This is a genomic window from Xanthomonas arboricola (assembly GCF_002940665.1).
Lineage (GTDB): Bacteria > Pseudomonadota > Gammaproteobacteria > Xanthomonadales > Xanthomonadaceae > Xanthomonas > Xanthomonas arboricola_B.
This window is the reverse complement of the sequence record NZ_MIGY01000002.1, coordinates 125,008-145,824: the sequence shown is the minus strand read 5'-3', so window position 1 is coordinate 145,824 and position 20,817 is coordinate 125,008. Positions and strand designations below refer to the sequence as shown.

The window sequence follows — 20,817 nt, the reverse complement described above, 5'->3', positions numbered from 1 at the left end:
ATCAGTGCGAGAGCACGGCCTCCGAAGAAGCGCGCGCAGCTGCGCCATTCTGCTGCGGGTACAAACGGGTTTCCGGATACGCACCGGGATTCAGTACGCGGTCGGTGGTGTCGGACCAATTCAGGCATTGGCGGTAACGCACGCGCGGTGCGTCCAGCGCGCGACTGATGGCCGCAATGACCGATTCACCGTTGCCGGGAGTGTAGCCGAAACGCGATTGATACGGCCCCACGACGGCATTCGGACACACCGCAGGCAGGCCGAAGAAATCGTATTGCAACAACTTCATCGAGCTATCGGCCAGATACACCGGCACCTGCTCGGATGCGTAAGGCGCGATCCCGAAACGGGCGTGCTTGATATAGCCGATGGTCTCGGCGTGCTTCATCTCGCCATAGACGATCACGTTGTCGCCATAGCCGGGATGCCGGCCCATGCCCGACCCGATCACGTGGAACGTGACCTGCGGGAACGCCTTGCTGGCAACCACGAAGAAGTCCGGGTCGAACAACATCGAGCCCACCGCAACCGCATGGATGCCTTCGCCATACGGCGACGGGTCGCCCAGCTGATCCAGGTTGTGGTCCACCCCGTGACCGACGTGATACACGTTGTCGCGGCTTGCCACTTCCTCTGCCATTGCCGGCGACACCAGTGCGATTACATCCAGCGTCGGTGCAACCCGATCGAACTCGCGTTCGATATAGGACGCGACATTGATCGTGCTCAGGCCATCGGAGGCGCGGTAGACCAGCTTCGCTGCCGGGTTGACGCGCTTGGCCAGCTCGATAAAAGCCACCGCGATCCCGCTTTCGAACACGATCACGTCGGCCTCGCGCATCCAGTCCAGCAACTGGCGTGGCGGGTGCGCGGCATACCAGCGGAACATCGCATCTTCGACAGAACGCAGCCAGGCGCGGCGCGTGTTGAACGGATGCACCGTCGTGCGCCACAGGTAGCAGTCCACGCCCTTGTGCGACACCACGGTGTTTGCGGTGTCGTCCAGCGGCAGCCGCATGTCGCCTTTCATGCGCGACAGCCGGCTGTAGCGCAGCGAGAAAAACCGGGTGGTGCCGCGTAGCGCGAGTTGATCGGTGATGAAGTGGATATTGGCGCGCCGTGGCGTGCGGTAATCGTGGGCGGACAGGACCAGGTAGCAAGGCCGGCGAATGCCGGAAGCGGCGGCGGGTGTATCGCTCATGGGCCGTGTCCTATGAATGAGTGGGAGAAAGCATGCAAGAACGCAGGCGAAGACGAGGTCGATCTCATTGGCGTGCCTTGGCCTGCTTGAGCAACTTGCGGATATTGAGGATGGCAATGACGTCGCGGCGGAACGCGGGCCAGATCGCCAACGCCAGCAGACAGACCGCCGCCATCGTGGCCGCACCAACGGCCAGCTGCTGCCACAGCGGGCCACCGACGGTGATGGATGCGTAATACGCGCACGCCCCCGCCACGCCATACGCCGTCATCGCGCGCACCGCATTGGTGAACAGTGCGCCTACCGGTGCGTCGGAAATCTTGCCGACCCAGACCAGCGACAACGGCCAGGTCACCAGCAGGCCGAACGAATAACCGATCGCCACGCCCATCGCGCCCCAGCGCGAGCCGACGAAGATGCAGCCGATCAGCACGATGCGGCTGACCAGCGAGAACAGCAACTGCGCACGCATCAGGCCCCTGGCAAGGAATACCCAGTAGGTTGCATACGACGCAGTCTGGAAAATACCGCCCAGCGTCAGCACCTGGAACAGGGGCACCGCCTCGCGCCACTGCTCGCCCAGCACCAGCACGATCAGCGGCATGGCCAGCGCGCAGGCGAAGGCGAACAGCGCAACGATCAGATGCACCATCACCGTCTGCCCGCGCAGCAGGAAGGCGCTGAAGCGTTCGCGGTCGTCCTGCAACTGCGACAACACCGGCAACGCCACACTGGTGGCGGGCGCGTTGATCTGATTCAACGGCATCATCAGTAGCTGAAACGCACGGTTGTACAGACCCAGTGCGTCCGGGCCGGTGCGCCAACCGATGATGACCTGCCCGACGTTGCGGCTGGCATAGCCCAGCAACTGCGCGGCCATCAGGTTCCAGCCGAAGCTCATGAAGTCGCGCATCGGCGCCGAACGTTGATACCCGCCCGGCAACCAGCGCGCGCAGCTTGCAGCGATGATGAAATTGACCACCGCCTGCACCACCTGCTGCACCACCAGCGCCCAATAGCCCCAACCCAGCAAGGCGGCAGCGACGGCCGCGCCCAGGCCCAGCACCTGCGATCCCACATCGCTGAGCGCGACCTGGCCAAACCGTAGCCCGCGGCTCAGATGCGCGCGGTATTGCGTGGTCATGCCATTGATCAGGAACGTCACCGCCAACGCCTGGGAGATCGTCACCAGCGCCGGTTCTTTGTAGAAATTGGCGATCACGTGGGCAGAGGCGTACACCGCCACCGACAGCGACAAGCCGATGCCGCTGTTGATCCAGAACAGGTTGTCGCGCTGCTCGCGGCTGACATGCTTGGCCTGTACGGCAGCGGCGGACAGGCCGAAGTCGCGCAGGATCTCGGCCGCACCGACAATGGCGGTGACCATCGCCATCAGGCCGTAGTCGTAAGGCGTCAGCAAGCGCGCCAGCAGGATGATGCCGCCGAATTGCACGACCATCTTGGCCGACTGGCCGATCATGGTCACCGCCGCGCCACCGGCGGCGCGCGAACCGAGGCTGCGCTGTGGCGGCGGCGTGGGGGAATTCATCGTCGGGATCTCTGCGGTCACAGCGCGGCGTCTCCATCCTTGCCGAGCGCTTCCAGGTAGGTGCTGTAGTGCAGCTGTCCGATCCGTGGCCAGTCACGTTGCGAGAGATCCGGCGCCGGGCCGCGCGGCGCGGCGCGCACTTGGTCCAGCATGCCGGTCAGCAATGCCGCATCGAATTCGCCCTCGTAGAGAAACACCCAACCGGGGCCGACTTCGTTGGCAATCGCCGCGTTGGATTCGCTCCACGGTGCCAGCACCGGGCGCGCCAGCGACAACGCCAGCAACAAGGTGCCGGAGTTGTGCATCTGCCGGTACGGCAGCACCACCAACTCGGCCTCGCTGACTTCGCGTGCCAGCACCGGTTCTTCGACATAGGCCAGCAAGGCGCTCATCCGCGGATCCTGCGCGCAGGCCTCCTCCACCAGGCTGCGCATCTGCGGCGTGGCCGGGTTGCCGACGATACGCAGCTTCAGGCGCGGATCGTCGACCTGACGCATCACCTCCAGCAGCGTTTCCACACCCTTGTACGGGCGAATCAGGCCGAAGTGCAGCAACCGCCCAGGAACCGGCGTGCCTTGCGGCATCTTCGCAAACCACTCGCGATAATGGCCGTGCAGGATGGTGTCGGTGAAGGGCGGCCGCGGCGGCGTGGTCGCGTTGATGCGGATCCAGCGGCGCGTCAGCCGATCGATCCAGCGCAACAGGCCGCGTTCGCGCCAGCCACGATCTTCGTGCGGCGCCAGGTTGTGCAAGGTACGCACCACCGGCGTGCCGGTCAGCTGCAGCTTGAGCAGCAACAGCGTCGCACACACCTGTTTTGCCAGGGTGCCGACCGCACTGGGATGGCGCAACAGATATTCCGGCCAATGCAGATGCAGCACGTCGTAGCGCGACAGCAGCGCATCGCGCATCGAAAAGAAGCGCGGCTGCACTGCGGCGGGCAGCGATGCGTAAAGCTGGGTCAGATATGGATTGGTGCTGGCATTGGGCTTCTCGGTGGAGAACAGCACGGTGACCTGTTGCTGCGCGCTCGCCCGCGCAGTCGTTGCCGCTGCAGGCGCGCTCATCGCACTGCCTCCCGGGTAGCGCGCGTGCCCAACGCAGTGTGGTACTCGTCGACGTAGCGTCCGACCACATGCTTCCAGTCGTAGCGGCTCACGTACGCCATGGACGCTGCACGACGCGTATCGAAATCCGCATCCGCCTGCAGCGCAAGCGCCTGCACCTGGTCTGCGGCCGCATCGATCCGGTCGCGGTTGACGATCACGCCCTGGCCCGATTCGCTGGCAAGTCGCACGAATGGCGGGATGTCGCTGAGGATCGGAATCAGGCCTGCACTCATCGCCTCGACCGCAGCGATGCCGAAGCCTTCATGGCGCGACAGGCAGACGAAGAACTGCGCCTGCTGCATCAGGCTGCGCAGCTGCTCCTGCGAGGGCGACATGCTGAGTTGCACCTTGTCCTGCAAGCCCCGCTCGGCAATCGCCTTGCGCAGGTCGGCCTCGTTCAAGTCGTATTCGCGCCCTGCGATGATCAACCGCCACTGCGGATCACGTTGCAATACCGCCTGCAGCAGCTCCAGGGTTTCGATCAGGCCCTTGTTCACCGACCAGCGGCCGAAATACATCATGGTCCGCCCCGGCCTCGCTGCGCCCTGCCCTGCGTATTTTTCCACGTCCACGCCGTTTTCGATCACCCGCAAACGCGCCGGCGAGACCACCTTGGCGAACAGCTCGCCGTCGTTCTCGCTGGTTGCGATCACCCGCGCATACGCCAATGCCGAGGTGCGGGTGAGCGTCTGAAACCATAGCTGCTTCATCCGCGAGGCGTACGCGGTGTGGAAGAAGCCGCCGTGCGTGGACACCACCATCGGCTTGCCATGCAGCGGCTTGGTCAGCGCCAGATAGTCGTAGAAAAAATCGATGCCGTGCAGATGCACCAGATCGGCCGAGCGGATCACGCTCAGCACGGACGGCGCCAACGGATAACGCGACGAGCCGCGATAACCGATGCGTCGGATCGGCAAGCCCTGATGTGTCTCCTGCTCCGCAAGCTGCGCGCTCGGATCGGTAAACACCCGATCCAGGGTCACGATCTCCACCGTATCGGCACTGGTGGCCTGGTGTTGCCGGGCCACATTGAGAACGACTTCCTCCATGCCTCCGATCGAAGGATGGAATTGGCGGACGACATGCACCACTTTCATTACGCCAATCTCCTGTGCCAGCGACGCAGACACATCTGCATGCTCGGCTTATCATTCTGGAAGCTCGTCATTTACGTTTCAATCCCAACATCCATGGCGCAACGCGCACCAGCACCGCACGCATCGGCACACTGACAGCGACAGCAAACGCGCTCAGGCCCATCGCCCAGGCCGGTGTGCCGATCAGGCTGCGAGCGGTTACGCCCGTTCGTGCCACCACACTGGTGAGCACCAGAAACACCAATGTGTGCGTGCACAGGATCAGCAAGCTATTGCCACCGATCCACTGCAGCCAACGCCACTGTCTAACGAAATACGCCACACACAATGTCATTGCGGTACCCAGCAGGCTGACCAGCAGGAACACCGCAGCGGAACGCCCGAACTGCAGATTGTTCACATCCACCTGCCCGTTCCATCCGGCCAGCCACCACCACGCCACCGCCAGCACCGGCAGTGCAGGCGCCCAGAAAGAGGCACCACGCGCCCGCAGTGGATCGGCATAGCGCGACAGCCATCCGCCCACGGCGATGAAGAACAGCGCGACAGGCAATACATCCAGCGCCAACGGCAGCCGCAGGTGCACCGACGGAAACCAGCCCGCCCATGCCAAGGCGAGCAACAGACTGGCTGCAGCCAGGGCCGCCGTCGTCAGGCGCGTGCGCAAGGCGATGTAGGCCAGCGTGGTGACGAACAAGGCCGGCAGGAACCACAACGCCGGAAGCACGTACAGGCGTGTGCCTTTGGCCCAGAACAGGCCGACAAACGGATCCCACCACGGCAGCACATGCGATGGATGCGGCGCGCGGCTGGTCACTCCCATCAGCAACCAGCAGGCGTAGGCCACCAGGAAAAACGCGACATAGGGAACCAGCAACGTGCGCGCCAACTTCGCGATCGTCGCCACCGTCAATGCACGGTGGCCGAAGCGCTCGCCCACCCAGCCAGACAGCACGAAAAACAGCGGCACATGAAAACTGTAGGCGAACAACTTGTAGGCGGCCGGCATGCCGTTGGCATGCCCCAACACCACCAGGACGATGGCCAGCGCCTTTGCGGCATCGATCTGCCAATCGCGGGTCAACGCAGGCGCCGGTGCGGCCTTGGCACCCAGGCCGCCGCGCCCGGCCGCGTCGGAATACGGCGCGGTGGTCATGGTGCAGCGCCGCTCATGCCGCCACCGGGCGGGCACCCAGGGACCACGGCGCAAAACGCATCAGCAACCAGCGCAGCGGCACGCACGCGAGCAGCGCAAACACCGTCACGAACACTACCCAGCCGAGCCCCGGACGCGAGGCACCGAATCCGCCGGCCAGCGCCGCGACACCGGAGAGCACGAAGAACACCAGCATGTGGGTGCACAGGATCAGCAAGGTATTGCGGCCGATCCACTGTATCCAGGCCCAGCCCTGCACCAACCGTGCGGCACAGATCACCATCAGTGAGCCGAGTACTGCGCTGACCACAAACCCGGCGTGGTTGCGGCCGAACTCCAGCATGTTGACGTCGATCCGGCCATTACGATCAGCCAGCCAGGCCACCGGCAGCGCCAGCAATACCGTCGCCAGCGCGCTCACCGGCAAGGAGGTTGGCAGACGTGCAGAAACGCGGATCAACAGGGCGCCCAGCGCATAAAAGCACAGCGACACCGGCAGGACGTCCAGGCCAAAAAAAAGTCGCACTTGCTGGCCCGGAAACCAGCGCATCCAGCACCAGGCTAGGATCAACGACGCCACCGCGATCACCACCGGCGACATCCAGCGGCGCAACACCACATAGCTCAGCACCGTCACCAGCATCACCGGCAGGAACCACAACGGGGGCTGCACATACAGATCGGGGCCGATGCCGGTGAACATCGCCACGATCGGCTCCCACCACGGGTGGCTTCCCCAGCGCGCCGCCTTCTCGCCGATATTGCGCGTCAGCAACCAATACGCGTAACCGAGCAGATAGAACGTCACATACGGCAGCAACAAGCTGCGTGCCTGCTTGCCGACGGTCTGCGGCAAGCCGGTGGTCCGCGACGCATAGCCCGCCGCCAGCCAACCGGACACCATGAAAAACAGCGGCACGTGAAAGCTATAGGCAAACAACGTCATTGCATGCGGCACGCCCTTGGCGTGGCAGAACACCACCAGCAGAATCGCCAGGGCCTTGGTGGCGTCGATACGTGGGTCGCGGCTGCGCCCGCCGGTGGCAACGGACGCGCCCGCGACCGGTGCGACCGGCCGCGGTGCCTGCGTTGCCGCCACACTCATCACGCGCCTCCTGCGGACAGTGGCAATCGCGCCGCGTCGTCGGCCGGATCCTGTCCGGGCAGGCGCGCAGCGGTTGCAGCAGACCAGGTCGGCAGCATGTGCCACAGGCAGCCGCACACGAACCACCACAATGCCGACGTCTTGATCGAAAAATAGCCGTTGGATACCAGCAGGCTCAGTGCGAACGCAAAGATCGCCAGGTTCTTGAACAGCTGCCCTTCCTTGCTCGGCATCAACAACAGGAATGAATACGACAGCAGGAATGCGAGCACGCCGACGATCGACTGCGATGCGATGAAGTAGGCGATGCCACTGTCGAAGTAACGATACGCCTGCGCAAAATCCAGACCCATCCACGAGTTGAAGGACAGGTTATTCATCGAATTGACTGTGAAAAATACCCGGCCCATCGTGGTGTCCTGATAGGCGCTGATTCCGGTGATCCACACCAGCAACCACGCAGTCATGATCACGATCAGAAAGACCAGGAACGCCAGCCGTTGATCCAGACGTTTCAACAGCGGCGACAACAGCACCATCAATACGCAGGTGCCCGCCGCGAGTCGGCCATCGGAGGCCACGATCATGAAACCGATCAAACCGACCGATAGAATCAGCATCGCCGGCCGCATCCAGCGCCAGAACACCAACACGATCGCGGTAAAGAAGCAGATGTAGTTACCCATCGTCACCGGCTCGATGAACATCGAGGAGGCGCGGGGAAGATTGGAGCCCGGCAGGAAGTTGCGCTCGCCCGGTCGCGTGGCGCTGACGAACAGGTTGCTGTCTTCGTTCCAGAACCCTTCCGCGCTCATGCCACGTGCGTTGACGAAGAAGCTCTTCGGATTGACCAGATCGCCGTAGGCGCTCGGCATCGCCAGTTCGAACGCTGCAACCAGCGACACGATGATGGTCATCCGCACGAACAGTTTTGGCACCGACCCGGTGTAAGCCGAACCAAGCACCACGAACGCAAACACCACCAACGCGTCGCGGAAGAACTTCGGATCGATCTGCCAGTTCACCAGGAAGCGCACGAACATCAAGGTAACGATCAGCCCCAGTCCGCTGATGATCAATGCGATGCGCTTGCGGCTCAGCGAACCCAACCCGAGCAGGAAACATGCGGCGTAGATGATGAACTCGACTGCGTAGGTGATCACCGGACGTACGGTGAACACATTCGCGTTGATCAGCGCCAGCACCAGGTTATAACCGACGCCGATCAGCAGCGTCAGCTCGATCAGCAGGTTGTGCCAGCGAACGCGGGCCTCGTCGCTCATTCGGATCAGCATGCAGACGCCTGCTTGAAGGGGGCGGCTGCGATGCAGCCGCCCGCGGCGCCCAGCGCGCCAGGTCGCACACTCCCCGCCATCATCAGTACGCGGTCTTCTGTCCGAGCACACGTACTGCGGTCAGCACGATGATGCGGATATCCAGCCACAACGACCAGCGACGGATGTAGTCCAGGTCGTACTGAATGCGCTTCTTCATCGTGCGCAGCTCCGGAGTTTCGCCACGGAATCCATTGACCTGCGCCCAACCGGTGATGCCCGGCTTGACATAATGGCGCTGCATGTAGTGATTGATCAGCTTTTCGTAATGGGTGTTGTGCTGCGCGGCATGCGGGCGCGGCCCCACGATCGACATGCTGCCACCGAGCACGTTGAAGATCTGCGGCAACTCGTCCAGGCTGCTGCGGCGCAGGAACGCACCGAAACGGGTAATACGGGTATCGTTCTTGGTCGCCTGCTGAATGGTGGTGCCATGGTCGTCATGCACGCGCATTGAGCGGAACTTGAACATGTAGAACTCGCGCCCACCCAGACCATGGCGACGCTGGCGGAAGAACACCGGACCAGGCGAGCTCATCTTCACACCGACGGCGATCGCTGCCATCAGCGGCCACATCCCCATCAGCGCGATCACGGCCAGGATCTTGTCCTGCAAGGCCTTGGCGACCACGAAGTAGTTGTCGCGATCCACGCCGCCCTGGCGCAGGTTGATCACCGGCACATTGCCGATCTGCTCGCCGGACTGGTTCAACAGACCGAAGTCGAACAGGTCCGGAACCAGCTTCACGTTGATCGGATAGCGATCCAGACGCTGCAGCAACTGCTTGATGTGGTCACGTTCGCCCAGCGGCAGCGAGATCCATACCTGCTCGACCTGGTTGTCTTTCAGATACTCGATCAGCGCGTCCGGATCGCCCAAGCACGGCAACGACTGACGCTGCTCGGTCACGGCGATGTCGTACGGCGTGCGGAAGTAGCCGACCAGGTTCATGCCGACCCAGGGATTGCGGCTGAGGTAGTGATTGATCTTCATCACCGGATGGCGCAAACCCACCACCACCACGCGTTGCACGTCCACCCCCTGGGTGCGCAGGTGATTCAGGAAGCCGCGCAGCACCGTGCGGGCCGCCACCAACGAAGCCAGCCCACCGACAAACCACAGGCCAATCCAGCCGCGCGAGACCTGCTCACCCACTTGCACGATCAGTGCGTGCACCGCGAACAGCGCAAACACGCCGCCGAAGGCACCACCCAGCACCATCAGCTCGCTCAACAGTCCGCGACCGCGCCAGCTGCGATACAGCGGGAACAGCGCAAAGCAGATCACCGAATACAACAGCGTGGTGGCGATGGCGACCCGGTACGGTGCCGCAGGCACCCAGGAGCCGAAGACGATGCGATAAGCGATCAGCCCGGAGACCACGACCATGGTGAGGTCGAAGACGCGCAGGACCAGGTCGGCTGCAGCCGAATACTTGGACAACAATCGCGGCGAGGATGTGGTGTAAGTCGCGCTACTCAAGTCTGCCAAAAGCATGGGGATGTCCTCCAAACTCGATACGGCGCATGCGGGGGAACATACGAATCGCACGCGAGCTTTCAATCATCTCCGTCGAACGATCACCGCGGTAATACCTACCGACCCCAGATCGCACGACAGCCCTTTGTTTCAACAGAGACAAACTTTCAAACGAAGGAGCCCGAAACATACGGGATCCACCCTTTTCCACGCTGAATCAGTTGTCACTTCAATTAACCATCGTTGTGCAACACGACGATGTCAGTCCAGCCGCGTCTGCGCTGCCGTGCCACGCAGGAAGTAGCGCACAAGAGCCACAGCCACGCCCAGGAATACGCCAAAGATGAAGCCCAACGCGAGGTTCAATTTGAGTTTCGGCGAAGTCTTCGACGTAGGCACGTCTGCGGTATCGACGATGGTCACGTTGTTGGATCCGACGTTGCTCGCCACACCGATCTCCTTGTAGCGCTGCAGGAGCGCATCGTAGAGCTGGCGGTTGGTATCGACGTCGCGCTTGAGCATGTTGTAGCGGATGCTGCGGCTCTGCAGGTCCAGCTCATCGGTCCGCAGTCCGGCGATGCGCTGGTTGAGCAACTGCTCCTGATGCACCGACGCGTCGTACGTCGCCTTGAGCGACTGGCGGATATTGATGACCTCGCCATTGATCTGGCGACGCGACTCTTCGATCTGCGCCTTCAGGCGCTGCATTTCCGGATAGTCCGGCTTGAAGGTCGACAGCTTCTGCTGATAATCGGTGTTCAAGCGGATCTGCTCGCCGCGCAGGCTCTGAATCAGCGGGTTGCTCAGCACCTGTGGCAGCGACATCGCGTCACCGCTGCTGACTTGACGCCAGGCGGCCTCTGCCTTGATGCGGGTGTCCTGCGCCGATGCCAACATCGCATTGAGGTCGCTCAGGTTCTGTGCCGGAAGCGACGGCTTGTCGTCGCCTACCGACACGATCTGCTCGTCGGTGGAATAGGAGACCAGATCCTTTTCCGAGTCCTCCACCTTGTCGCGCAACTGCTCCAGGCGCTCGGCCAGGAACTTGGTCGCGAACGACGATGCCTTGATGCGGCGTTCCTGGGTACTGACAATGAACACCTTGGTGTAGGTGTTGGCGATCTTGGCAGCCAGCACCGGATCCGGCGAATCGTAATTGACGTAGACCAGACGCGAATTGAGGATCGGCTCGACCACCAGTCCGGCCAGCAGGGTATCGGTCAGGCTGCGCTCGACGATCGCCTGACGCGAGTCGACCGACTTACCGGCTTCCGGATTCTTGGCAGCGGCCTTCTCAAGCGCTTCGTCGACCTGCTGCTTGAACGCCGGCTCCTGATCGAGCTTGGCTTCGCGGATCACCGCGCGGGCCAACGAACGGCTCTGCAGCAGCTGGTACTGGGTCTGGTAGAAATCGCGATCCTGCGGTGATTCCACCGGCATCAGATTGTCGACATTCACCACGTTGAGCGAGTCGCGCTCGATCTGCAGCGTGCTGGTGGCGCGGTATTTTTCCGGCATCAGCAGGGTGACGCCAAGAGCCAGCGCCACTGCCGCGGCGGTGATCAGAATGATCAGCCAGCGCTGCGACGCCAGCGCGCGCCAGTAGTCGAGCAAGCCGACGTCGGCCACCTCAAGATGCCCATGACGATGAGACGGGGAGGAACGATTGTCTGAATTCATGCTCATCGGTAAGCGCGCCACACCATCACAAGGGGGGTCAGTTCCAGCATGGTGCGCAGCCAGACGCGTGCGTCCGAGCGGTACACCACCACGATGTCGCCGCCGTAGATCTCAGGGTCCGGGTTGGCCCCCTTCTCGATCTGGGTCAGATCGAATCTGGCGATCATCTTTTGCCCATTGACGGTGCGGAACACAATGACGTTGCCGCGGCTGGCCACCGTGCTGACACCCTTGGCCTGCGCGATGGCCTGCTGCAGGGTCAGGTTGGCGCCGATCACCGGATAGATACCCGGCTCGTCAACCGCACCGGTCACCGTGACCCGGCGACCATTGGATTCCTGCACGAACACAGACACCTGCGGCTGTTGCAGATAGCCGGCGGCGTAGCGTTCTGCCACCAGTTTTTCCAGCTCTCCGACGCCCAGACCGGCCGCCTTGACGTCGCCGATCAACGGCAGCGAGATGTGGCCGTTCTGATCGATGCGGACCTGCCGCTCCAGATCGTCGACCTGGAACACCTTGAACAACAGCAAGTCGCCTGGGGCGAGTCGATACTCCGGCTGCACTGCGGACATCGCCAGCGGATCCGGAAGCGGCAGGGAATCCGCCATCTTCGGACCAGTGCTGCATGCGCCCAGTGCCATCGAGCAGATCAACGCCAGGCTGAGGCCTTGGCAAAATCGTCCGATCAGTTTTTTCATGCGTGTGGCTGGCTGCCTCGGTTGGGTGGGACAGGACCTCGCGCAGCACTCGACCGGCCAACGCGCCAGCAAGAACGTACGACAGAGAAATTCATCCCAAGATGCTCGGGATCACGACGGGTGTGACGTGTTGCAGTGCACTATGGCATAGAACCAACGCATCGCAAGACACTGCTCGCCATTTTTTTGACGGCGTTGGCCTATTGATTCAAGTTCGTCGTTACTGCGTTAACAAAACGTGATCCACGTACTGATCCGACGCTAATGTTTTAGAGCATTTTCGGATACTTAGCAGCGTTCCGTGATCCAGGTCCATGTCGCATAGAACCGCACACAAACGGGCTCGACCGGTCTTTTCATGCTGCTGTGCAGTATGCCGATGGACATACCGTGTCACGTACCTGACAGGCCCGGAGTCGCATGTTGCGACGCAACAAAAAAGCCCATGTCCGTGAAGACATGGGCTCCGTATTTGGTCGGGGTAGCCGGATTCGAACCGACGACCACTAGTCCCCCAGACTAGTGCGCTACCAGGCTGCGCTATACCCCGAAGATGTTGCATCCGCCGCAATGGCGGCCTGCCATTATAGCGGCTTTGTGAAGCGTTTTCCTAGCGGCGCAGCAGTTGCAGGACCTCTTCCAGTTCCATACGCACCTGTTTGATGATCTGGTTGCTCAGTGCCGACTCGCTCTTGGCGCCATCGCCTTCCAGACGCAGGCGTGCGCCGCCGATGGTGTAGCCCTGCTCGTACAGCAGGCCACGAATCTGTCGCACCATCAGCACGTCGTGGCGCTGGTAGTAGCGCCGGTTGCCGCGCCGCTTGACCGGTTCCAGGCTCGGAAATTCGGTTTCCCAATAGCGCAGCACATGCGGCTTGACGTCGCACAGCTCGCTGACTTCGCCGATGGTGAAGTAGCGCTTGGCCGGGATTGGCGGTAGTTCGCGATTACTGCCCGGATCCAGCATAAGCCTCCACCCGCTCCTTGAGCTTCTGGCCCGGACGGAAGGTCACCACCGTGCGCGCCGAGATCGGAATTTCCTCGCCGGTCTTGGGATTGCGACCGGGCCGTTGATTCTTGCGCCGCAGATCGAAGTTGCCGAAACCGGACAGCTTCACCTGACGGCCCTGCTCCAGCGCATCGCGCAGCACATCGAAGAACGCGTCGACAAATTCCTTTGCCTCGCGCTTGTTCAGACCGACTTCGTCGAACAGACGTTCGGCCATCTCCGCTTTCGTCAATGCCATGCCAATCCCCTGGTTACCGCCTCAACTCCGGATCCGGGCGCGGTGCTCGCGCTCGATCACGGCCACCACATCGGCAACGACTGCGTCGACGTCCCGGTCGGTGAGAGTGCGCGAGTTATCCTGCAAAATCAAGCCCATAGCCAGACTCTTGAAACCTGGCTCGACCCCCTGCCCGACATAGCGGTCGAACAGCTGCACCTCGCGCAACAACGGCCCGACGGTGGTGCGCACGCTGCTCGACAGCGCCGCCCAGCTCACCTCTTCCGGCACCAGGAAGGCCAGATCGCGACGTACCGAGGGGAACCGCGACAGCTCGCCGGCACGCGGCAGCGCACGTTTGACCAACGCCGTCAGTTCCAGCTCGAACGCGATCACATCCACGTCGATGTCCAACGCCTTGGCCAGGCGCGGATGCACCTGCCCGATCCAGCCGATGCAGACGCCGTCGCGATGGATGTCGGCCGAGCGCCCCGGATGCCCGAAGGGCCGGGCAGAAGGCTGGAACTCCATCACCGCGCCACTGGCCGCGGCCAGCGCCATCAGGTCGCCCTTCAGATCGTGGAAGTCCACCTTGCGGGCGGGCTCGCCCCACTGCAGCGCCAGGGCATCGCCACACACGGCCGCGGCGACATGCTGCGACTCCTGTGGGGCAGCGCCGGCGTCGGATGCGGCCGCGAACACCTTTCCCAGCTCGAACAGGCGCACGCGTCCGGCCTGGCGGGCGGCATTGCGGCCTAGCGTCGCCACCAGGCCCGGCAACAGGCGCGGACGCATGATCGCAAGCTCGGCGCTGAGCGGATTGGCCAACGGCACCAGGCCGTCGCTCAGCTGCCAGCGCTGCAGCAAGGTAGCGTCGACGAAAGCGTAGTTGATGGTTTCCTGCAGCTCGCGCGCCACCAGCTGGCGCCGCACGCTGAGCTCATCGAGCTGGGTTTCGCTCGGCATCGCAATCCGGCTTGCGCCGCCCGGCAGCGTGGTCGGCACGCGGTCGTACCCGTGGATACGCGCCAGTTCCTCGATCAGATCCTCTTCGATGGCGATATCGAAGCGACGGCTCGGCGCCATCACCTGCCAGCCTTCGGCAACCGACTCGAGCTGCATGCCGAGCGCGCCCAGAATGCGCACGACCTCAGCATCGTCGATCTGGATACCGAGCACGCGCGCGATCCGCACACGCCGCAACAGGATGCGCGACGGCTGCGGCAGATGCTGCGGCAATTGCGCATGCACGACCGGGCCGGGCGTACCACCGGCCAGTTCCAGCACCAGCCGCGTCGCCACTTCGATCGCTTGCGGCGGCAATGCCGGATCCACACCACGCTCGAAGCGATGGCCGGCATCGGTATGCAGACCGAACTTGCGGCCACGCCCCATGATCGCGGCCGGATCGAAGTACGCCGACTCCAGGAACACGTTGCGCGTGGTCTCGGTGACGCGGGTATCCAGGCCGCCCATCAGACCGGCCAATGCGATCGGGCGGCCGGCATCGGTGATGGTCAGGAAGCTGTCGTCCAGCGTGACCTGCCGGCCATCCAGCAATGCCAGCTGCTCGCCGCCGCGCGAGTGGCGTACGCCGATCGGGCCTTGCAGCGTATCCAGATCGAACGCATGCATCGGCTGGCCAAGTTCCAGCATCACGTACTGGGTGATGTCCACCAGCAGCGAAACCGGACGCACGCCGCTGCGACGCAGCCGCTCGGCCAGCCACACCGGCGTTTTCACGGCCGGGTCGATGCCTTCGATCACCCGTCCGCAATAGCGCGGCGCGGCGTTGCCGGCATGCAATTCCACCGCCAGTGTGCGCGTGGACACCGGCGCCACCGCACCGGCATCGAAGGCCACCACTTCGCTGGCGCAGGCAGCCGCCACATCGAAAGCGATGCCGCGCACGCTGAAGCAGTCGGCGCGATTGGGCGTCAGCTTGATCTCGATGCTGGCATCAGGCAGGCCCAGGTACTCGGCCAGCGCCTGACCCACCGGCGCATCGTCGGGCAGCTCGAACAGGCCGGACGCATCGCTGTCCAGCCCCAGCTCCTTGGCCGAGCACAGCATCCCGTTGGACGCCACCCCGCGCAGCTTGGCCGCGGTGATGGTGAGCGCGCCGATCTGCGCACCGACCAGCGCCAACGGCGCCAGCAGACCGGCACGCGCGTTGGGCGCGCCACACACGATCTGCAGCAACTCGCCCTGCCCTGCGTCGACGCTGCAGACCTGCAGACGATCGGCTTCCGGATGACGCACCGCCTCGACGATACGCGCCACCACCACCTGCCCCAGCGCCTCGCCCAACGGCGTGACCTCTTCGACCTCCAAACCGATCGCCGTCAGCGTCGCGGCAAGCTCGTCGCGGCTCGCCTGGATGGGAACGTGGCTGCGCAGCCAATTTTCAGAGAATTTCATGAGGGGCCGGGAATCGGAAATGGAGAATGGGGAATCGCAAAAGCGGGGGCGTCGGGCCTGGGGGACGGGATCCAAGGAGCGCGCGGCTCCAACGATTCCCCATTCCCAATTCCCGATTCCCCGCCGTCAGGCGAACTGCCTGAGGAAACGCACATCGTTTTCGAAGAACGCACGCAGGTCGTTGACGCCGTAGCGCAGCATCGCGAAGCGCTCCACGCCCAGGCCGAACGCGAAGCCGGTGTAACGCTCCGGGTCGATGCCGACGCTGCGCAGCACGTTCGGATGCACCATGCCGCAGCCGAGCACTTCCAGCCAGCGCGTGCTGCCGTCGGGCTGCTGCCAGGCGATGTCCACTTCCGCACCCGGTTCCACGAACGGGAAATAGCTGGGGCGGAAGCGCATTTCGAAATCACGCTCGAAGAACGCCCGCACGAACTCGGACAAGGTCCCCTTGAGATCGGCGAAGTTGGAATGCTCGTCCACCAGCAGGCCTTCGACCTGATGGAACATCGGCGAATGGGTCTGATCCGAGTCGGAGCGATACACCTTACCGGCCGCGATCATGCGCAGCGGCGGCTTGTGCGCATCCATGTAGCGGACCTGCACGCCGGAAGTATGGGTGCGCAGCAGGCGGCCATCGCCGAAGTAGAACGTATCGTGCATCGCGCGCGCCGGATGGTGCGGCGGAAAGTTCAGGGCTTCGAAGTTGTGCCAGTCGTCCTCGATCTCCGGACCATCGGACAACTCATAGCCCAGGCGCGCAAAGATCTCGACGATGCGCTCGAGCGTGCGCGTGACCGGATGCAATCCGCCACGTTCGCCGCGACGACCCGGCAAGGTGACATCGATCCGCTCGCCGGCCAGACGTGCATCCAGTGCGGCGTTTTCCAGCATGTGCTTGCGCTCGGACAACGCAGCGGTCAGCGCATCGCGCGACAGGTTGATCGCTTCGCCAGCGGCCTTTCGCTGATCGGCCGGCAGCGTGCCGAGCTGCTTGAGCTGGGCGGTGATGCTGCCACTCTTGCCCAGCAGTGCGACGCGCAAGGCTTCCAGTTGGTCCGGCGTCTGCGCGGCGGCGACATCGGCCAGCGCACGCTCGGTCAGGGATTGAATCTCACTCATTGCACTCGCGCCTCAACTGCGTCAACCGAACGGTGTTTCCGGGTGCACCGGAACGCATTGCCACTCAAATTTCATCTTGCCAGGCATCCAACCAGCGATGCCGGCCATCCAAAACGCAAAAGGGGAAGGACTCGCGCCCTTCCCCCCGCATATCTGCTTGCCCTCGCCGAAGGCCTGTACACCAACGGTGCAAGCCCCCTCGAGAAACTACCCCTTGAAAAGTCCGCACATGATGTGCGGGCTCTTGCACGGGACCTGCATTTACGCCGCCAGCGCGCCCTTGGCCTTCTCAGCCAGCGCGGCAAAGCCGGCGGCGTCGTGCACGGCGATATCAGCCAGCACCTTACGGTCCAGGGTGATGCCAGCCTTGAGCAGGCCATTCATGAAACGGCTGTAGCTCAAGCCGTTGATGCGGGCAGCCGCATTGATGCGGGTGATCCACAACGAACGGAAATTACGCTTCTTCTGCTTGCGGCCAATGTAGGCGTATTGCTGCGCCTTGATGACTGCCTGCTTGGCAACGCGGAAGACCTTGCGGCGAGCGTTGTAGTAGCCCTTCGCCAGGGTCAGAATTTTCTTGTGGCGGCGACGCGCCTGTACGCCACGCTTTACTCGTGCCATGGGTCAGTCCTCAGAGATAGGGAAGCATACGATCGAGACGGCCAGCATCTTCGGCACGGACGTGGTTCGTCTGCCGCAGGTTGCGCTTCCGCTTGGTCGCTTTCTTCGTGAGGATATGGCTACGGTTTGCGTGGCCGCACTTGTACTTGCCGGAGGCGGTCTTGCGGAAACGCTTGGCCGCCGCCCGGTTGGTCTTGATCTTGGGCATTGCAATGTCCTTGATGGTGTTTTGTCACTGACCCGGGCGGCAGTCTTGCGACCACGCTTTCCATCCTTGCCCTTGCCTGCTTGTAAGTCCTTGATCGAACACGATCCGGACAGGTCCTGTACCGCTTGCGCGGCGCCCCGGCAAAACCGGGCCGCGCAGTATGCCCGTTAACGGGAATTCTTGCAAATGGCTGCTGTCGCCGGCCTGGCGGACCCATGAGGGCCCGTCCTGGCGCGGGAATCAGATCTTCTTCTTCGGCGCGATCATCATGACCATCTGGCGCCCTTCCAGGCGCGGACGCGACTCGATGACGATGTCGTCGCCCAAGTCGGCCTCGATCCGGGACGCCATCTCGCGCCCAAGTTCCTGGTGGCTCATTTCACGGCCACGGAAGCGGATATTGACCTTGACCTTGTCGCCCTCCTCCAGGAAGCGGCGCATGTTGCGCAGCTTGATCTGATAGTCGCCCTCGTCCGTGACCGGACGGAACTTGAGTTCCTTGATCTCGACCTGCTTGGTCTTCTTCTTGGCCTCGTTGGCCTTTTTCTGCTGCTCGAACTTGAACTTGCCGAAATCCATGATCTTGCAGACCGGCGGATCGGCCTGCGGCTGGATTTCGACCAGGTCCAGGCCTTCTTCCTCGGCCTTGGCGAGCGCTTCGTCGCGCGACAACACGCCGACCATCTCACCGTCACTGCCGATCACGCGGACGCGCGGCACACGGATTTCTTGGTTCTTGCGGTTCTGTTTGTTGTCAGGGGTACTGATATTGCAATCTCCCAGGGGAATCGAACCGGCGCATCCGGATCATCCAGACCGGCCGGGGTTGGCTCACGCTGCCTGCTCTGCCTGCAGACGTTCGATGAAGGCCGAAACCGTCATGGTCCCGAGGTCCTCTCCCGAACGTGTCCGCACGGCGACGGCGCCGTTTTCCTTCTCGCGGTCACCGACGACGAGGAGATAAGGGACGCGTTGCAGCGTATGCTCGCGAATCTTATATCCGATCTTCTCGTTACGCAAATCGGCGTTCACACGGAAGCCTTGATTTGCAAGGGTTTTCCGAACCGAGTCGACATAGTCTGCCTGGGCATCGGTGATATTTGCGACAACGACCTGGACCGGGGCGAGCCAGGCCGGGAAGGCGCCGGCGTGGTGTTCGATCAAGATGCCGATGAAACGTTCCATCGAACCAACGATCGCCCGGTGCAGCATGACCGGATGCTTCTTCTGGCTGTGCTCGTCAACGTACTCGGCGCCGAGGCGACCCGGCATCATGAAATCGACCTGCATGGTGCCCAGCTGCCAGGTGCGGCCGATGGCGTCCTTGAGGTGGTACTCGATCTTGGGACCGTAGAAGGCGCCCTCGCCCGGCAGCTCCTGCCATTCCACCCCGCACACGCCCAGCGCGCTGCGCAGCGCGGCTTCGGCCTTGTCCCAGGTGACGTCGTCGCCCAGGCGCTTTTCCGGGCGCAGCGCGATCTTGATCTCGATGTCGTCAAAGCCGAACGCGGTGTAGACCGCCAGTGCCTGCTGATGGAACGCGGTGACTTCGGCTTCGATCTGCGATTCCAGGCAGAACACGTGCCCGTCGTCCTGGGTGAAGCCGCGCACGCGCAGGATGCCGTGCAGCGCGCCGGAGGGCTCGTTGCGGTGGCAGGCGCCGAACTCGCCATAGCGGATCGGCAGGTCGCGGTAGCTGTGCAGGCCCTGGTTGAACACCTGCACGTGGCCGGGGCAGTTCATCGGCTTGACCGCGTAGGTGCGCTTCTCCGACTCGGTGAAGAACATCGCGTCCTGGTAGTTGTCCCAGTGGCCGGATTTCTGCCACAGCGACACGTCCAGGATCTGCGGGCAACGCACTTCGCCGTAGCCGCTGTCGCGATAGACCTTGCGCATGTACTGCTCGACCACCTGCCACAGCGACCAGCCCTTGGGATGCCAGAACACCAGGCCGGGCGCCTCTTCCTGCAGGTGGAACAGGTCCTGCTGCTTGCCGATGCGGCGATGGTCGCGCTTGTCGGCTTCTTCCATGCGCAGGATGTAGGCGTCCAGCTGTTTCTTGTCGGCCCAGGCGGTGCCGTAGATGCGCTGCAGCTGCTCGTTCTTGGCATCGCCGCGCCAGTAGGCGCCGGAAATGCGGGTCAGCTTGAAGGCCTTGAGGAAGCGCGTGTTGGGCACGTGCGGGCCGCGGCACATGTCCACGTATTCCTGGTGGTAGTACAGGCCCATCGCGGTGATGTCGTCGGGCATGTCCTCGATCAGGCGCAGCTTGTACTCCTCGCCGCGCTGGGCGAATACCTCGATCACCTCGGCGCGCGGGGTGACCTTCTTGATCACCTCGTAGTCCTGCGCGATCAACTCCTGCATGCGCTGCTCGATCGCGGCCATGTCGTCCGGCGTGAACGGGCGTTCGCTGTAGATGTCGTAGTAGAAGCCTTCGGCGATGACCGGGCCGATCACCATCTTGACCTCCGGGTACAGCTGCTTGACCGCATGCCCGACCAGATGCGCGCAGGAGTGGCGGATGATCTCCACCCCTTCGGCATCCTTGGCGGTGATGATGCGCAAACTGGCATCGTGGTCGATGACGTCGCTGGCATCGACCAGCTGGCCATCGACCTGGCCGGCGATGGTGGCCTTGGCCAGGCCGGCGCCGATCGACTGGGCGACCTGCATCACCGAGACAGGGGATTCGAATTCGCGGCGGCTGCCGTCGGGGAGCGTGATGTTGATCATGGGCAAGGATGAGGTCTGTGCTGGCTGCAGCGCGACGACTGCAAGGGAGATCTGCCCGTTGCGGCGCAGGC

18 protein-coding genes and 1 tRNA gene are annotated in these 20,817 nt (G+C 63.1%); all 19 read right to left on the bottom strand.

What is annotated here, in order from left to right:
- Nucleotide 1: 1 nt before the first annotated feature.
- Nucleotides 2-1,201 (bottom strand): glycosyltransferase, encoded by a 1,200-nt coding sequence (locus XarjCFBP7645_RS07525; protein WP_104536928.1) that lies wholly within the window; start codon nucleotides 1,199-1,201, stop codon nucleotides 2-4.
- A gap of 64 nt (nucleotides 1,202-1,265) precedes the next feature.
- The gene (locus tag XarjCFBP7645_RS07520; RefSeq protein WP_104536926.1) at nucleotides 1,266-2,750 is read right to left on the bottom strand and encodes a lipopolysaccharide biosynthesis protein; all 1,485 of its coding nucleotides are present in this window, start codon (nucleotides 2,748-2,750) and stop codon (nucleotides 1,266-1,268) included.
- A 17-nt stretch (nucleotides 2,751-2,767) separates the two neighbouring features.
- Entirely contained in the window at nucleotides 2,768-3,817 is a 1,050-nt protein-coding gene (locus XarjCFBP7645_RS07515; RefSeq protein WP_104536924.1) for a glycosyltransferase, read from the bottom strand.
- Nucleotides 3,814-4,956 (bottom strand): glycosyltransferase family 4 protein, encoded by a 1,143-nt coding sequence (locus XarjCFBP7645_RS07510; protein WP_104536922.1) that lies wholly within the window; start codon nucleotides 4,954-4,956, stop codon nucleotides 3,814-3,816. The genes XarjCFBP7645_RS07515 and XarjCFBP7645_RS07510 overlap by 4 nt, the downstream gene beginning before the upstream one ends.
- A gap of 67 nt (nucleotides 4,957-5,023) precedes the next feature.
- The gene (locus XarjCFBP7645_RS07505) at nucleotides 5,024-6,112 is read right to left on the bottom strand and encodes an acyltransferase family protein (protein WP_104536920.1); all 1,089 of its coding nucleotides are present in this window, start codon (nucleotides 6,110-6,112) and stop codon (nucleotides 5,024-5,026) included.
- A gap of 13 nt (nucleotides 6,113-6,125) precedes the next feature.
- Nucleotides 6,126-7,217 carry an acyltransferase family protein gene (locus XarjCFBP7645_RS07500; protein WP_053045189.1) on the bottom strand — a complete coding sequence of 364 codons (1,092 nt, stop codon included), beginning with the start codon at nucleotides 7,215-7,217 and terminating at the stop codon, nucleotides 6,126-6,128.
- Entirely contained in the window at nucleotides 7,217-8,500 is a 1,284-nt protein-coding gene (locus XarjCFBP7645_RS07495) for a polysaccharide biosynthesis protein GumE (protein WP_181126246.1), read from the bottom strand. The genes XarjCFBP7645_RS07500 and XarjCFBP7645_RS07495 overlap by 1 nt, the downstream gene beginning before the upstream one ends.
- Before the next feature lie 94 nt (nucleotides 8,501-8,594).
- Nucleotides 8,595-10,049, bottom strand: a complete 1,455-nt coding sequence (locus XarjCFBP7645_RS07490) for an undecaprenyl-phosphate glucose phosphotransferase (RefSeq protein ID WP_104536916.1) — start codon at nucleotides 10,047-10,049, stop codon at nucleotides 8,595-8,597.
- A 243-nt stretch (nucleotides 10,050-10,292) separates the two neighbouring features.
- Nucleotides 10,293-11,732, bottom strand: coding sequence for a GumC family protein (locus XarjCFBP7645_RS07485; protein ID WP_181126245.1), 1,440 nt, complete (start codon nucleotides 11,730-11,732; stop codon nucleotides 10,293-10,295).
- Nucleotides 11,714-12,412, bottom strand: a complete 699-nt coding sequence (locus XarjCFBP7645_RS07480; protein WP_016903310.1) for a polysaccharide biosynthesis/export family protein — start codon at nucleotides 12,410-12,412, stop codon at nucleotides 11,714-11,716. Before XarjCFBP7645_RS07480 ends, XarjCFBP7645_RS07485 begins: the two co-directional genes overlap by 19 nt.
- A gap of 473 nt (nucleotides 12,413-12,885) precedes the next feature.
- Nucleotides 12,886-12,962, bottom strand: a tRNA-Pro gene (locus tag XarjCFBP7645_RS07475).
- Nucleotides 12,963-13,022: 60 nt separating this feature from the next.
- Complete coding sequence (locus tag XarjCFBP7645_RS07470) at nucleotides 13,023-13,379, bottom strand: MerR family transcriptional regulator (protein WP_005995911.1); 357 nt, start codon at nucleotides 13,377-13,379, stop codon at nucleotides 13,023-13,025.
- Nucleotides 13,360-13,659 (bottom strand): integration host factor subunit alpha, encoded by a 300-nt coding sequence (locus tag XarjCFBP7645_RS07465; protein ID WP_002811076.1) that lies wholly within the window; start codon nucleotides 13,657-13,659, stop codon nucleotides 13,360-13,362. Before XarjCFBP7645_RS07465 ends, XarjCFBP7645_RS07470 begins: the two co-directional genes overlap by 20 nt.
- 21 nt (nucleotides 13,660-13,680) lie before the next feature.
- Nucleotides 13,681-16,059, bottom strand: coding sequence for a phenylalanine--tRNA ligase subunit beta (pheT, locus tag XarjCFBP7645_RS07460; RefSeq protein WP_104536912.1), 2,379 nt, complete (start codon nucleotides 16,057-16,059; stop codon nucleotides 13,681-13,683).
- A gap of 126 nt (nucleotides 16,060-16,185) precedes the next feature.
- Nucleotides 16,186-17,181 carry a phenylalanine--tRNA ligase subunit alpha gene (gene pheS / locus XarjCFBP7645_RS07455; RefSeq protein ID WP_053045192.1) on the bottom strand — a complete coding sequence of 332 codons (996 nt, stop codon included), beginning with the start codon at nucleotides 17,179-17,181 and terminating at the stop codon, nucleotides 16,186-16,188.
- A gap of 261 nt (nucleotides 17,182-17,442) precedes the next feature.
- Entirely contained in the window at nucleotides 17,443-17,802 is a 360-nt protein-coding gene (gene rplT / locus XarjCFBP7645_RS07450; protein WP_003484828.1) for a 50S ribosomal protein L20, read from the bottom strand.
- Between the two features lie 10 nt (nucleotides 17,803-17,812).
- Entirely contained in the window at nucleotides 17,813-18,010 is a 198-nt protein-coding gene (gene rpmI, locus XarjCFBP7645_RS07445) for a 50S ribosomal protein L35 (RefSeq protein ID WP_002811096.1), read from the bottom strand.
- Nucleotides 18,011-18,250: 240 nt separating this feature from the next.
- Nucleotides 18,251-18,793, bottom strand: a complete 543-nt coding sequence (infC, locus tag XarjCFBP7645_RS07440; protein WP_080591364.1) for a translation initiation factor IF-3 — start codon at nucleotides 18,791-18,793, stop codon at nucleotides 18,251-18,253.
- 48 nt (nucleotides 18,794-18,841) lie between these two features.
- A complete protein-coding gene (gene thrS, locus XarjCFBP7645_RS07435) occupies nucleotides 18,842-20,746 on the bottom strand; it encodes a threonine--tRNA ligase (RefSeq protein WP_104536910.1) in 1,905 nt (634 codons plus the stop codon).
- Between the last annotated feature and the right edge of the window lie 71 nt (nucleotides 20,747-20,817).